Origin of the sequence: Methylosinus sp. RM1, assembly GCF_011378635.1 — a bacterium.
GTDB classification, from domain to species: Bacteria; Pseudomonadota; Alphaproteobacteria; order Rhizobiales; family Beijerinckiaceae; genus Methylosinus; species Methylosinus sporium.
In genome coordinates this window covers 28,959-41,297 of the sequence record NZ_WOVC01000032.1, presented here as the reverse complement: position 1 = coordinate 41,297, position 12,339 = coordinate 28,959, and the positions used below count along the sequence as shown (strand labels likewise).

Below are 12,339 nucleotides of genomic sequence, written 5' to 3'. Positions count from 1 at the left end.
CGCCCACAACTCCAGCGTCGTCTCGATCGAAGCTCCCGCCATCCCATGACCCCCGAACCGAATCATGGTGGCTCAGTGAGTCAGAAACCGTTAAAATACGCAACTGTAATGTTAGGCTAGCGCGCCTCGAGAGCCTCCTCGAGCCGCAGCGGATAGCCGCCCGTGCGCAAAAGGCCCGCCAGCGTCTCTGCGGAGCCCGCCCAGGACAAAATGTCGCAGGCAGGCGCGGCAGGCGGCGCGGCGAGCGTCTCCTTCAGGCGGGCCAGCAGAGCCTCGCTGTCGCCGGGCGCGAAATAGGAGACCCAATCGCCGCCGACCTCCCGAAAGACGCGAATGTCGCTCGCGATGGCGCGCGCGCCGAAATGCGCGGCCTCGACCAGCGGCAGGCCGAAACCTTCGGCGATCGAGGGAAACACCAGCGCGCGCGTGCGCTCGTACAGATAGCGAAGATCGGCGTCGCTCGCGTCCTGGAGCCAGAACAGGCGCCGTCCGAATTCGGGATGCTCCAAAATGCGCCGCTCGAGCGCGCGCACATTCCAGCCCTTCGAGCCGACGATGACATAGCGGACGTCGGCGCCCTCCCCCCACCAGCGATCGAAGGCGCGAAGCGCGATCGCATGGCCTTTGCGCGGCTCCAACGTGCCGACGCTGAGATAGAGCGGCCGATCGTCACCCGCGGCGGCGATGGCGCGCGGCGACGGCGCAGCGTCGCCGGGCGCGCGAAAATCCGCGCCGAGCGGCCACCAGCCGAGCCGCAAGCCGCGCTTGCAGGGCAGAGCCTTCGTCCGGGTGTAAGCCGCGAAATCATCGATGACGGCCTTGGAAATGCCGACGATCGCATCGCTCTCGCGGACGAGAAGATCGAACCATTCCACAAAAGCCAGATGCGCCGAATGCGTCACCACCGACGGATAGAGAATTGGAATGAGGTCATACAGGCAGCCGATGGTCTCGCCGCCCGCCCGCGCCACCTTGTCGATCATCTGCGAATATTCCGCGGTGAGATGCCAGCCGGCGTCGAGCAGCAGAAATTTGTCGCCGGCCGCAGGCGTCACCTCGTCGGGAAGATTCGCATGGGCGAAATGGGAATAGAGGCGCCCATTCTCCATGAAGACCGGAATTGCGGCGCCGCTCTCGACCATAGCGCGCGCGATTTCCCGCACGACGCGTTGAATGCCGGTGCGGCCGATGGTGCGATGAGTCGCCGTCATATCGACGAGCAGACGCGCGCGCGTCGCCGGCGCCGGAATATCGCCCGACAAGGCCGTGCGCCACGCCCTGGCCGCATCGCCGCCGGGCTTTCGCCAGACGCCGTCATGCAGCCGGCCGAGACCGACGACGCGTGTCACAGTCCAATAGAATTCACGGGCCCGCGCGTAGAGAAATTTCGTGACGTCGTCGACCTCGCTGCGCGCGAGCTCGTCGATCTCCGCCTTCATCTCTCGCAGAAGATAGGCCTCGATTTGGCCATCGCCCGGCGTTCTTTCGACCATATGTCCGCGACCTCGCTGCCGTCGTCGTGACAATAACCGGAGGGCCGAGCAAATCCAAACGCGCTTTCAGCGCCGGCGGGGCCCCGGATGTGCGGGCCTCGAATACGAAGACGCCGACCGTGATCCACTGACGGATCGCGGCCGGCGTGGCGAGAACGAGAGTGTCCCGCTCAACCCCCGTGGGAGATGATGGGGGCGAAGTGGATCAGGGTGACGATCAGCACGATCGCGCCGATGAACCACGCCAGAGACTTGACGATGTCTTTCCCAGAAGTCTGCAGAGCCATTTTCTTCTCCATTAGACGCCGCCGCTCGTTTTTTCGAATTGGCTGCGCGCAGAGGCGTCGAGACGTCGCAGCTTGACCTATCGAATGGCGACATATTGCGTCGCGCGCAAGTTAATTTTTCGAGCAGCGCGATGAAAGCGGCTCACTGCGCCGGCGGCGCCTCGCCGCCGCCCTTCATGTCCTCATGGCCAGAGCGATGATCCTCGCCCTGCGCGGCGCCTTCCTGTGGCGTATCTGTGACGCCGCGGCCATGCGCTTTTTCCCAACGCTCCATCGCCTCGGCGTCATGCGCATGTGCGGCGTCGGGCGCGTCGATGGACGCTTCTATCGGCAGTTCGCCTGCCTTTTCGAACACGAGAGTAACCTCGAACCCCCAGCCGACCGGATTGATCTTCTTGATGCCGGAGAGTCGAATGAAAGAGCCTCCAGGCGCGAGAGCGACTTTCGAGCCATTGGGAAAGAAGATCGCATCCGTCGCGACGGCGAAATGAGGCGCGACATGCAGAGCGAAACCGCCGATCTCGGGAGATTTTACCGCGATGAGACGATCGGCGGCGTCGCCGCGATTGTAGACCGCCATGAAGAGATCGGCCTCGCTCTCGCCGTCCCGCGGCGCGCGCAGCCAGGGGTGCTCGACCTCGAGCCCACCCTTTCTATATTCGTGCGCGCTCGCGACGCCGACGCTCGCCGCCAATGCAGCGCCTCCGGTCAGCAATAGAACGCGCCGTCGATCGATAGACATGCCCGCCTCCTTTTCGGCGAGCCGCAATGTCGCGGCGCGCTCGCAACGACGAAGATGATCCGCCGCGATCAGGCTCGCGGCGGCTTCGTCTTGAAGGAATTCTTGTACCAGAGTCCGAATCCGACCAGTCCCAGCCCCGCAAAAAATGCAGCGATGGTGATGTCGCGGCTCTCTGTCTCGCCGACCGAGAAAGGAAAGCGCGAAACATACTCTTTCGTCCCGTCATCGCTTCGCGCCTTCACCAAGCCGATGAACTTGCCCTTTTTCTTGAAGTCGTATTCGAAATTGAGCGTGCCGGTGCGATATTTCTTCGGCTGCACATAGGTCTCGGTGTTCTGCTCGAGATTCTCGTCGTCGCGCGACTGACCGACGTCGCGCAGAATGCGGATTTCCAAATTCATGTCGCGCAGCTCGTCCTGCACGGCGTCGAGAACGATGATGGTCGGGCCGACATCGGGAATGTCGTCACAAAATTGCTCGCGCGACTTCAGCGGCTGATAGCCGGTGAAATTCATTTGATCGGGTCCGATCTTCATCTTGCATTGGCCTTCGTCGATGCTGACGCCGCCATGCGCCTGCGCCTGCGTCGCCAGACCGATGCTCGCAAAAATCACGGCGGCTGAAATTCGGATGATCATGGATTCCCTCCCGGCTTCGCGCGTCGTTCGCACGCATGTTTTTTTTGCGAGCCGCCGCCGCCCGGCGCTCAATCGTTATACGATGGATATGTATCGTATAGCGATATAAATGCAAGACCGTTCTGAGCCCCCACGGATGCGCGCCCCGGCGGACGCCTTGACCGCGCGCAGGGCGAAGGCCATCATGCGCTTTCGGCCGGGGAAGGCCGGATGCGGGGAGAGCAAAAACAATGTCGACGGCGCTCGAGAGCCGCGCTCAGGAAGCCGACGAAAGCCGTCCCTCCGAGGAAGAGCTTCGCGCGCTCGCGAATTTCCGCTATGCGCTACGGCAATTTCTCGCATTCAGCGAGCAGGCGGCGGCCGACGTCGGCCTCACCATGCAGCGCTATCAGGCTCTGCTCGCCATAAAGACCTTTCGCGCCGGCGCGCATATCAGCGTCGGCGAACTCGCCGAGCAATTGCTGATCCGCGACCACAGCGCCGCGGAGCTGGTGTCGCGTCTCGAGCAGGCCAAGCTCGTCAAACGCAAGAACGACCCTCTCGATCGGCGCCGCTCGCTCCTCGTGCTGACGACGCTCGGCGACCGCCGGCTTTCGCAGCTCGCTTTCGTGCATCTCCGTAAGCTGCGCGCCGATAGAAGCGCCTTTCTGCGTCTCTTCGAGACAGAGCACGCGGGCGACGACGCTGCGCAGGGTATTGCGCCCGACGAGCCTGCGCAACGCCGATGAGACGCGCCGGCCGTCTCGCACTCTCGCTTTCGCTTCTATTCGCATCGCTCTGCGACGCGGCTGCGGCGCAGGAAGCGGCGATGCGCCCCAATTTATTCGTCAAGCGCGGCGCCGTCGTCTGCCAGCGGCGACAAGATTTGATGAAGATCGAGCGCGCGACCAACAGTCTGCGCTATTTCGGCCAGCTCCGCGCGCTCGTCGCCGAGGGACGCTGCCGACGCTCTGTCGAGCGCGAAAAAATCGTCGCGATCGTCGCGATCGAGCAAATCGAGCGGCATTCGATCGCCTCGATCCGAACCGACGAAAAGCCCGACGCCATTCGGTGGATCTCGGCGCACGGCATTCGGCCGATCGAGCGCCGCTGGCGCCGTCGCTAGAATCGCTCTGTGCTTCATCGAACGCAGATCCGAGCTCTCGTTTCGACGCGTCTCCAACGGCGAACCGGCCTCCCGCTTCGGCTGTAAGCGCTGGCGAGCGCCTCCCGGAGCCGTCTCGAGACGACGACTCCGAGTGACGAGCGGCCGGGTCAAGGCTGCGACGACGACCAAGGACGCATGAAACTCAGCACGGTCGCGCTCAGCGTGCTGCCGGTGAGCACGACGGTCGCGCCGAGCGCCAGAAGAGCGACGAGATTGAGCACGAGATCATTGGTGTTTCCCGCGACAGCGAGAACGCCGAGCACGATCGCGGCCAGACCGGCGAGCGCCTGAATGCCCGCAGAGCCAGAGGCCATCTCGCTCGCCAGAAACTCGCCGCTGAGGTTCTGCGATTGCGTGGCTTCGCTCTTCGCCTGCGCGTGGCGCAGCGTGTAGAGATGCCACACCGCATTGCTGCTGAGCACGAGCGCAGTGCCGAAAGCGATCGCCGCGATCGGCGTCAGAACGCCGGAGTTGATGCCGAGAAGCGAGAGCACGCCGAGCACAATTCCCGCCGCTCCGACGAGGAAGACAGCCGAGAGGCCGCCGGCGCCGAAATGTTCGAAATTCCCGGATTTCGCGCCCGCGGGGAAGATGATCTGCGCATATTCGGACAGCATGGCGCCGCCTTGAATGAGCAGAGCGACGCCGAACACGATCGTCGCGATTCCGGCCATGAGCGGCGGATTGACTCCGGCGAGCCCACAAACGGCGAGGACTATTGTTGCGATGCCTCCCACTGCATCGACGAGACCGCCATAAACTGCAGCGTTTTCTTGCGCTGTCGCCTCTCGGAAGGTCATGGACATGAGGACTCTCCATTCCTGCAGCCCGGTTGCAACCCCGCGATCCATCTAGTTGCGCTGGCCGAGCCGGCAAGAGCGACGATCGCGCCGTCGCCGAAAGCGTCGCCGATCCGTGCGCCGACATCGATCGAGGCGCAGGAACCAATCCGCTTTGAACGTGTTCAGGGGAGTTGGGGATTTGTTTTGTCGGGCGGATGGCCCCATTGGCGACGGAGGGCGTGATGAAATACAGAACTCTCGAAGAAATAACTAAACTTGCAGGAGTCGAGCCCGTCGAGGCGCGGCGCGAGCAAGCCTCGCTGCGGCGCGCCCGATTGCAGCGGCTCGCGACTTTGATCGAAGCGCATGTCGGACGCATCCGCCTCTTCTCGATGATGGAATACGTGCCCGTGAAGGAGCGGATCAAGCTGCGGCAGGACGAGTCGCCGCTGTACATCGCCTTTCGTGACGCGCAATTTCGTGAGCAGGGCTTGAAAGGCGACCGTCTCGGCGACGCGATCGATTTCTTCCAGCTGTCCATGCGGGAGGCGCATCATATTTTCTGCGATTGCAATTATTCCGGCGCGATCACGCCCGGCGCAGTCGCCGCCCGCGCGCGCTCGATCGCCGAAAAGAAATCGCTCGGCGAGCTATGGCGCAGCTTCACGCAGCGTCTCGGCCTCTGGAGTCTCGGACCGGCGTAACGCCCGGCGCCGCGCCAAAAGTCAGGCCGCCAAAAGTCAGGCCGTCGCCATGACGCGGCGGCCTGCGTTCATCAGGGCGAAAGGCGCGCCGGACAAAAGAATGTCCAGCGCGGCGAGCGATTGATGCCGTCCGTTCACCGAGAGCCGCGGCAGCGCCAGGAGATGATCGCGGTGCGCGGGAAAAATCATGCCCGGACGCGTCGTCGCCGCGCTCGCGAAGCCGAGCAGCGCGGCGAGTTCGAACTCTCTTCGTCCCGCCGACGTCGGATCGCCGACCGGATAGCAAAAATGCCGAACCGGACGCTCCAGCTCGGATTCTATGCGCAGCCGACTCTCGGTCATCTCATAGATCGCCGCAGCGCAGTCGACCTTGGCGAGCCGGGCGTGGGTGACGGAATGCGCGCCGATCGTCGCCAGCTCATGACGCGAAAGCGCGCGCAGCTCGCTCCATCCGAGGCACAGGCGCCGCGTCAGCGCCAGAGGCTCGAGCCGCGCTTCGGCGGAGAGCGCGGTGACGACGCGCAGCAGCTCCGCCTCGTCCCCGGCGCGCAATTGCGCATAGATTTCTGCGAAAGCGGCGCGCTTTTCTTCCGCCGTCGCCGCGACGCGCGAGACGCGCTTGCCGCCCGCGACGACGTCGACGCGATCGAGACGGCGGATCGCTTCCTCGAGCTCGACCCACCATAGCCGCGCCGACGCATCGGCGTAGCCGGCGGTGATATAGAGCGTGAAAGGCGCGCCATGGCGTTCCAGCACGGGCAGCGCATGTTCGACGAAATCCCGATAGCCGTCGTCGAAGGTGAGCACGGCGAAGGGCGCCGCCGAAGCGCCGTCACGCAGCCGCGTGAGCGCCGTCTCCAGAGAGACGATCGCAACGCCGCGCTGGCGCAGCCATAAGATCAGCGCGTTCAAGAACTCCGGGGTGATCTCCAGCGGCTGATTGGGCTCGAAAGCCTGCTCGAGCCGCGGCCGCACGCGATGAAACATCAAAATCGCGCCGAGTCCGCGCGTAAACGGCTCGGCCAGCCGATGAGCGCCGCTCGCGCGGAAAAACTCCATCCCCGCCTCGATCGCAAATCGACGCCATTTCGTCACAGCCGCGCCTCCCGCGCTATTTTTCTCATCCCGCACCATCTCGAGGTCTCGTTGACCTTTCCTTGCTAGTGTCGCGAAGAAGCGCAAACATCAGCAATGCGGCGGCGGTATGGTTAACGCAAGAGCAGAAAACGTCATGGAGCTTTCGCGGTTCGAAGCGGCGGTCGACGACGTCTCGCTCGACGTCTTCTCTTCTTTCGAAGACGCGCGCGACGATTGGGAGACGCTCTTCGCCAATGCGCCGGCGAGCCCCTATCAATCTTTCGGCTTCGCGCGCGGTTGGTTTCAGGCCTTCGGGCACGCCCGCGGTCTCGAGCCGATGATCGTCGTCGCGCGCAACTCCGCCGGCGCGCGCCCGCTCGCGCTTCTCGCGCTCGGCGTTTCGCGCCACGGGCCGCTGCGGATCGCGCAATTCCTCGGCGGCAAGGAGAGCAATTTCAATCTCGGTCTCTTCGCCGCCGACGCGCGCCTCGACGCGGCCGCGATCCGCGCCGCGTTGCGCCGCGCCGCGCATTCGGCGGGCGTCGATCTCTATCGCCTCGGCAATCAGCCGCTCGCCTTCGATGGCGTCGCCAATCCGCTCGCTTTGCTCGGCGCGACTCCGAGCCCGAGCTTCGCCTATGGGACGAGCCTGCCCGTGACAGTGAGCGAGCTCGACGCGCGCTTCTCGAGCGATGCGCGCAAGAAGCTCCGCAAGAAGCAGGCGCGGCTCGAGAAAATGGGCGCGCTCGTCTTCGAGCATCGCGCGACGGGCGCGCGCGCGGGAGAGATTCTCGAGGCGCTTCTCGCGCAAAAGGCCGAGCGATTGCAGGACCCCTCCTTCGCGAAGGACGCCATGCGCGACTTCGTGCTCGGTCTCTGCGGCGGCGCGCTCGAGGCTCACGCTGTGACACTCGACGGACGCATCATCGCGACCTATGCCGGCATCACCCATCGCGGGCGCTTTTCGGCGATGCTCAATTCCTTCGTGGCGGATGAAGAAATCGCGCGTTCGTCGCCTGGCGATCTGCTGCTGCATTCGCTGCTGCGCGATCTCGTCGCGCGCGGCGTCACGCGCTTCGATCTCGGCGTCGGCGAAGCGCGCTATAAGAACGCCGTCTGCGACGAGACCATCGCGCTGGTCGACGTCCTCGTTCCCGTGACGCCGCTCGGCGCGCTCGCCGCGCCGATCCTTTCCGCGCTCACGCGCGCAAAACGCGCCGTGAAGCAGAATCCGCGCCTCCTCGCTTCGCTCACGCGGCTGCGCCGCCTCGCGCGTTAGGGCTCAGGCGGCGGAAGCGTCGGCGGCGGCGCTCTCCTCCTCGAGCAGGTAAGCGTCGGAGACGCCGGCCTGCGCCAGCTCGTCGATCACTGCCTCCGCAGCGGGCTCGGCGCCGCTCACCAGCACAATGTCGAATGAGGGCGCGAGAAACATCGCGCGCTCATAATCGCGCGTCGCGAAAACGATGAAATCATAAGTCTGCGCCAGCGCCTCGAGCACGGGCTCGACGTCTTGATCATACTCCGCGGCGGAGCGGCCGCCCGGCATGACATGCAGGCGCGACTCCTGATCGCGATGAATCGCCTCGCCGAAGGTCGCGGCTCCGCTGGCGAGATCGGCGAGTCCGGGCGGCCGCGCGCGCTCGAGATCGGGAATGAGCCGATCATAAAGTCGCCCTTGCGCCTGCGCATCGGCCGCCACGATTATGGCGAGGCCGCGCCGCGCCAGAGCGCGAGACAATGTCACGGCGCTGTCGAAGCTGCATTCGGCGTCGGCGCAGCCGACCATCAGAACTTTCACCGAAAGCGTCGCCATGCGCGCCGCGTCGATCTTGCCGACGATGCCCGAACGAAATGTCCGCGGCGAGCGATTCTCGAGCTCCGGCGTGCGCCGCTCGGGAGCGAGGGCGAGGTTCGTCTGTGGCTCCTCCTCCTCTTCCGGCTCGTCGAAAACAGGCTCGCGCCGACGCGCCGCGATGCGAATCTGCGACGGCGCCTCGAGCGCCTCCTCCTCGGGCGGAGCCGGAAGCGGCGCCGGCCCGAGGAGGCGCGCGCGTCCGCTGAGCAGCTCGATCGCGACGATCGAGCCGGCCGAGAGAACAAAGGCGGCGATCGTCGCGAAGGCGGTGATCGGAACCTTTTTCGGGAAGGAGGGAATCGGCGGCGCCACGGCGCGCTGAATGACGCGCGCGTCGGCGGGCGAGGCCTTCGGCCCTTCGCGCGCCAGCGCTTCTTGATATTTTGCCGAATCCGCCTCGAGCTGGTCTTTGAGCACGCGCGCGGCGCGCTCGAGCTCGCGCAATTGCACCTCATCCGCGCCCGCCGCGCCGGCGACACGCTTTTGCTCCTCCATCGCGCGGGCCAGATTTTCGACGCGCGCGGAAGCGATATGGGCCTCATTCTCCAGCGTGCGCGCAGTGCGCTCGGCGGCTCGGCGCCAATCGGCGTCGAGATCGGCGAGTTGCGCCTGCAGCTCCTTTATGCGCGGATGGCCGGGCAGCAGCGTGCGCGATTCGAGCGCGAGCTGAGCGCGCAGCGACACGCGCTGCTCGCCGATGCGGCGGATCATCTCATTATTGGCGACATCGGGAATCTCGCCGACGCGATTTTGCCGCAGCATGTCGCGCACAAGCCTGCCCTTGGCCTCGGCGTCCGCCTGGGCGGTGCGCGAAATGGAGAGCTGATTGGCGAGATCGCCGAGCTGCTGCGTGGCGATCGTCATATTGTTCGTGCCGGCGAAGAGGCCCGAACGCGAGCGGAAAGCCTCCACCTTGGCCTCGGCTCTGCTCAGTCGCTCGCGCAGATCGGCGACCAGCGGGCTCAGCGATTGCGCGGCGTCGCGCGCATTCTCGCGCTTCGCCTCGCGCTGAATGTCGATATAGAAGGAGGCGATTGCGTTGGCCGCCCGCGCCGCGAGATCGGGATCGCGGGACGAAAATTCGATCTGCAGCACGCGCGTCTTGGTCGGCGAGAGCACGAGCAATTTGTCGAAATATGCGTCCAACATGCGCTCTTCCGGCGCGAGCTTGGACGGATCCCGGCTCAGCCCCAGCATGACGCCGATCTTCGCGCCGAGCCCGAGGCCATTGGCGATCGGATCGAACTCCGTATTGCCCTGGAGATCGAGCGACTTCAGCACGCGGCGCGCGAGATCGCGCGAGGTGAGCATTTGAATCTGGCTCTGCACCGCCTCGGCGTCCGGCGCCGCGGTGGGATCGGCGCGCTCCTTGTCGGCGCGCGTCAGATAGCTCTCCTGATTCTCGAGCAGGACGCGCGCTTCGGCCGTGTAGCGCGGCTTGACGACATTGACGAAGACGAGAGCGCCGAGAAAAGCCGCGAGCGTCACGCCGATCACGATGCGACGGCGCCGCGACAAGGCGCCGGCGATCTGCCCGAGATCGATCTCGCCATTCGAGATCTCGCCCCGGACGCTTCCCGCGTCGTCGTGAGAGTGGCCGAAACTCATCTGCGAACTCCTTGTAGCGCACAGACCATGTACAGAGATTATGGTTTCCGCGCGGTTAACCACGGCGACACGGCGCCCTCGGCGTGGCGATCCGCGTGACGGAGCGTCCAATCAGGCTTTGTTAACCATAGGCCGTTAAAAAATTTCCGCGGAACGTCGTTCTTAAGCTGTTCCTCGAGCCCGAGATTCTAAATGCCGAGATATGGCTTTCTCCTATTCTGGCTGATGATGTGCGCGACATTGTCGAGCTGCGCCCTGCCCGGCGCCTATGTTCCAGAGCTGCTGGCGTCCTCGACCGAGGAGCCCTACACGCTCGCGGCCGGCGACCGGCTTCGCGTCATCGTGTTCGGCCAGGACGCGATCTCCAACAGCTACACTGTCGACGGCTCCGGCCATATTGCGATGCCGCTCATCGGCATCGTGCCGGCGGCCGGCCTCACGACCCAGATGCTGCAACATGAAATCGCCGCACGTTTGCGCAACGGATTCATCCGCGACCCCCGCGTCTCGGTGGAAGTCGAGGCGTATCGGCCTTTCTTCGTGCTCGGAGAAGTGATGACCGCCGGACAATTTCCATTCGTCGAGGGTCTCACCGTGCAGAAGGCCATCGCCATAGCCGGCGGCTTCAGCCCGCGCGGCTATCAAGGCGAGGTGGATCTGACGCGCGACTTCGGCGGCGTCTCGGCCACTGGCCGCGTGCCCCTGCTGCAAGCGGTTCGGCCCGGAGACACGATCACGGTTCGCGAGCGGATATTTTGAAGACGGAAGATGCGAGACGAGCGGCAGAGCCTTTCGAGCGACGATAAAGCCCTAGGGCGGCTGCGCATCGTGCATGTGATGCGCGCGCCGATCGGCGGGCTCTTTCGTCATGTCGTCGATCTCGCCGGCGCGCAGGCGGCCCGCGGCCATGCGGTGGGGATCATCGCCGATTCCTCCACTGGCGGCGAGCGCGCGGAGGCGACCTTGCGAAGGCTCGAGCCCGCGCTCGAGCTCGGCGTCACGCGGCTCTGCATTCGCCGTCTGCCGAGCTGGAGCGATCCGATCGTCGCCTTTCGCATCGCCACGGCGCTGAAACGGCTCGCGCCCGATGTCGTGCATGGCCATGGCGCGAAAGGCGGGCTCTATGCGCGCCTGCCCGCTCTGCTGCCGTTTTTTCCGTCGCCGCCGCATCGACATATTCGCGTCTACACGCCGCATGGCGGCAGCCTCCATTTCGATCCGGACGCGCTCGTCAATCGCCTCTATCTCTCGGTCGAGCGCGCGCTCGAGCGGGTGACGAATTTCATCCCCTTCGAAAGCGCCTATGCGCAGAAGCGCTTCGCCGAGGCGATCGGCTTTTCCGGCTCCATGACGCGCGTCGTGCCCAATGGACTGCGTCCGGAGGAATTCGAGCCCATCGCGCCCAGCGACGATGCGGCGGATTTTCTCTATGTCGGCGAGTGGCGCCGCTTCAAAGGCGTCGACACGCTGATCGAAGCGCTGGCGCTCATACGCGACGAGACCGGCGCGGCGCCGCGGCTCGCCCTCGTCGGTTCAGGACCGGACGAAGCGGCGTTGCGCGCGCTCGCCGAAGCGCGCGGCGTCAGCGAGCGGCTCTCCTTCGCGCCGCCCATGCCGGCCCGCGAGGCGCTGCGAACGGGACGCATATTGGTGGTGCCGAGCCGCGCAGAATCGCTTCCCTATATCGTGCTCGAGGCGATCGCCGCGCGCACGCCGCTCATCGCCACCAATGTCGGCGGCATTCCCGAAATCTTCGGCGATCACGCGGATCGTCTCGTTGCGAGCGACGATCCGCGCGCGCTCGCCCGCGCAATGATCGCCGCCGGCCGCACGGATGCGGCGCAGCGACGTCTCGCCGCCGATCAACTCGCTGATCGAGTAGCAGAAAATTTCTCTTTGAGTGCGATGGACGAGTCGGTGCTGCGCGGCTATCGCGACGCGCTGGAGGCCGTAGGACATCGCTACGCCGCGGAGGCCGTCCTACCGCAGCGAGCCTGATGAGTGGA

General features: G+C 65.1%; 12 protein-coding genes. 6 read left to right on the top strand and 6 right to left on the bottom strand.

What is annotated here, in order from left to right:
* Positions 1–116 precede the first annotated feature (116 nt).
* From FMZ75_RS17230 to FMZ75_RS17220, 3 genes are all read right to left on the bottom strand, one after another.
* Positions 117–1,493, bottom strand: coding sequence for a glycosyltransferase family 1 protein (locus FMZ75_RS17230; protein ID WP_166144556.1), 1,377 nt, complete (start codon positions 1,491–1,493; stop codon positions 117–119).
* 429 nt (positions 1,494–1,922) lie between these two features.
* A complete protein-coding gene (locus tag FMZ75_RS17225; protein WP_166144553.1) occupies positions 1,923–2,522 on the bottom strand; it encodes a copper chaperone PCu(A)C in 600 nt (199 codons plus the stop codon).
* Between the two features lie 68 nt (positions 2,523–2,590).
* The gene (locus FMZ75_RS17220) at positions 2,591–3,160 is read right to left on the bottom strand and encodes a hypothetical protein (protein ID WP_166144549.1); all 570 of its coding nucleotides are present in this window, start codon (positions 3,158–3,160) and stop codon (positions 2,591–2,593) included.
* Positions 3,161–3,390: 230 nt separating this feature from the next.
* Here FMZ75_RS17220 and FMZ75_RS17215 point away from each other — a divergent pair, with 230 nt between their 5' ends.
* Positions 3,391–3,888 carry a MarR family winged helix-turn-helix transcriptional regulator gene (locus FMZ75_RS17215; RefSeq protein WP_246729041.1) on the top strand — a complete coding sequence of 166 codons (498 nt, stop codon included), beginning with the start codon at positions 3,391–3,393 and terminating at the stop codon, positions 3,886–3,888.
* Between the two features lie 80 nt (positions 3,889–3,968).
* Positions 3,969–4,265, top strand: a complete 297-nt coding sequence (locus FMZ75_RS17210; RefSeq protein ID WP_166144546.1) for a hypothetical protein — start codon at positions 3,969–3,971, stop codon at positions 4,263–4,265.
* Positions 4,266–4,414: 149 nt separating this feature from the next.
* On the opposite strand, the gene FMZ75_RS17205 is transcribed toward FMZ75_RS17210, so the two are convergent.
* On the bottom strand, positions 4,415–5,113 hold the full coding sequence (locus tag FMZ75_RS17205) for a hypothetical protein (RefSeq protein ID WP_142862028.1): 699 nt from the start codon (positions 5,111–5,113) through the stop codon (positions 4,415–4,417).
* A 218-nt stretch (positions 5,114–5,331) separates the two neighbouring features.
* Here FMZ75_RS17205 and FMZ75_RS17200 point away from each other — a divergent pair, with 218 nt between their 5' ends.
* Positions 5,332–5,793 carry a hypothetical protein gene (locus tag FMZ75_RS17200; RefSeq protein WP_246729040.1) on the top strand — a complete coding sequence of 154 codons (462 nt, stop codon included), beginning with the start codon at positions 5,332–5,334 and terminating at the stop codon, positions 5,791–5,793.
* 36 nt (positions 5,794–5,829) lie between these two features.
* On the opposite strand, the gene FMZ75_RS17195 is transcribed toward FMZ75_RS17200, so the two are convergent.
* A complete protein-coding gene (locus FMZ75_RS17195; RefSeq protein WP_207783491.1) occupies positions 5,830–6,927 on the bottom strand; it encodes a polysaccharide deacetylase family protein in 1,098 nt (365 codons plus the stop codon).
* A 97-nt stretch (positions 6,928–7,024) separates the two neighbouring features.
* Between FMZ75_RS17195 and FMZ75_RS17190 the strand changes: the two genes are divergently transcribed.
* The gene (locus FMZ75_RS17190) at positions 7,025–8,149 is read left to right on the top strand and encodes a GNAT family N-acetyltransferase (RefSeq protein ID WP_166144540.1); all 1,125 of its coding nucleotides are present in this window, start codon (positions 7,025–7,027) and stop codon (positions 8,147–8,149) included.
* Between the two features lie 3 nt (positions 8,150–8,152).
* Here the strand turns inward: FMZ75_RS17190 and FMZ75_RS17185 are convergent, their stop codons facing one another.
* Positions 8,153–10,333 carry an exopolysaccharide transport family protein gene (locus FMZ75_RS17185; RefSeq protein WP_166144537.1) on the bottom strand — a complete coding sequence of 727 codons (2,181 nt, stop codon included), beginning with the start codon at positions 10,331–10,333 and terminating at the stop codon, positions 8,153–8,155.
* Between the two features lie 192 nt (positions 10,334–10,525).
* On the opposite strand from FMZ75_RS17185, the gene FMZ75_RS17180 reads away from it, so the two are divergent.
* Both FMZ75_RS17180 and FMZ75_RS17175 read left to right on the top strand, forming a co-directional pair.
* A complete protein-coding gene (locus tag FMZ75_RS17180) occupies positions 10,526–11,092 on the top strand; it encodes a polysaccharide biosynthesis/export family protein (RefSeq protein WP_207783490.1) in 567 nt (188 codons plus the stop codon).
* 9 nt (positions 11,093–11,101) lie between these two features.
* Positions 11,102–12,331: a glycosyltransferase family 4 protein gene (locus tag FMZ75_RS17175; protein WP_166144534.1), complete on the top strand. Its 1,230-nt coding sequence runs from the start codon at positions 11,102–11,104 to the stop codon at positions 12,329–12,331.
* The last annotated feature ends 8 nt before the right edge of the window (positions 12,332–12,339 follow it).

What these genes read in the sequence shown, in the direction of transcription:
- FMZ75_RS17230 (WP_166144556.1), bottom strand. Translation starts at nt 1,493, where the DNA reads ATGGTCGAAAGAACGCCGGGCGATGGCCAAATCGAGGCCTATCTTCTG.
- FMZ75_RS17225 (WP_166144553.1), bottom strand. Translation starts at nt 2,522, where the DNA reads ATGTCTATCGATCGACGGCGCGTTCTATTGCTGACCGGAGGCGCTGCA.
- FMZ75_RS17220 (WP_166144549.1), bottom strand. Translation starts at nt 3,160, where the DNA reads ATGATCATCCGAATTTCAGCCGCCGTGATTTTTGCGAGCATCGGTCTG.
- FMZ75_RS17215 (WP_246729041.1), top strand. Translation starts at nt 3,391, where the DNA reads ATGTCGACGGCGCTCGAGAGCCGCGCTCAGGAAGCCGACGAAAGCCGT.
- FMZ75_RS17210 (WP_166144546.1), top strand. Translation starts at nt 3,969, where the DNA reads ATGCGCCCCAATTTATTCGTCAAGCGCGGCGCCGTCGTCTGCCAGCGG.
- FMZ75_RS17205 (WP_142862028.1), bottom strand. Translation starts at nt 5,113, where the DNA reads ATGTCCATGACCTTCCGAGAGGCGACAGCGCAAGAAAACGCTGCAGTT.
- FMZ75_RS17200 (WP_246729040.1), top strand. Translation starts at nt 5,332, where the DNA reads ATGAAATACAGAACTCTCGAAGAAATAACTAAACTTGCAGGAGTCGAG.
- FMZ75_RS17195 (WP_207783491.1), bottom strand. Translation starts at nt 6,927, where the DNA reads ATGGTGCGGGATGAGAAAAATAGCGCGGGAGGCGCGGCTGTGACGAAA.
- FMZ75_RS17190 (WP_166144540.1), top strand. Translation starts at nt 7,025, where the DNA reads ATGGAGCTTTCGCGGTTCGAAGCGGCGGTCGACGACGTCTCGCTCGAC.
- FMZ75_RS17185 (WP_166144537.1), bottom strand. Translation starts at nt 10,333, where the DNA reads ATGAGTTTCGGCCACTCTCACGACGACGCGGGAAGCGTCCGGGGCGAG.
- FMZ75_RS17180 (WP_207783490.1), top strand. Translation starts at nt 10,526, where the DNA reads ATGCCGAGATATGGCTTTCTCCTATTCTGGCTGATGATGTGCGCGACA.
- FMZ75_RS17175 (WP_166144534.1), top strand. Translation starts at nt 11,102, where the DNA reads ATGCGAGACGAGCGGCAGAGCCTTTCGAGCGACGATAAAGCCCTAGGG.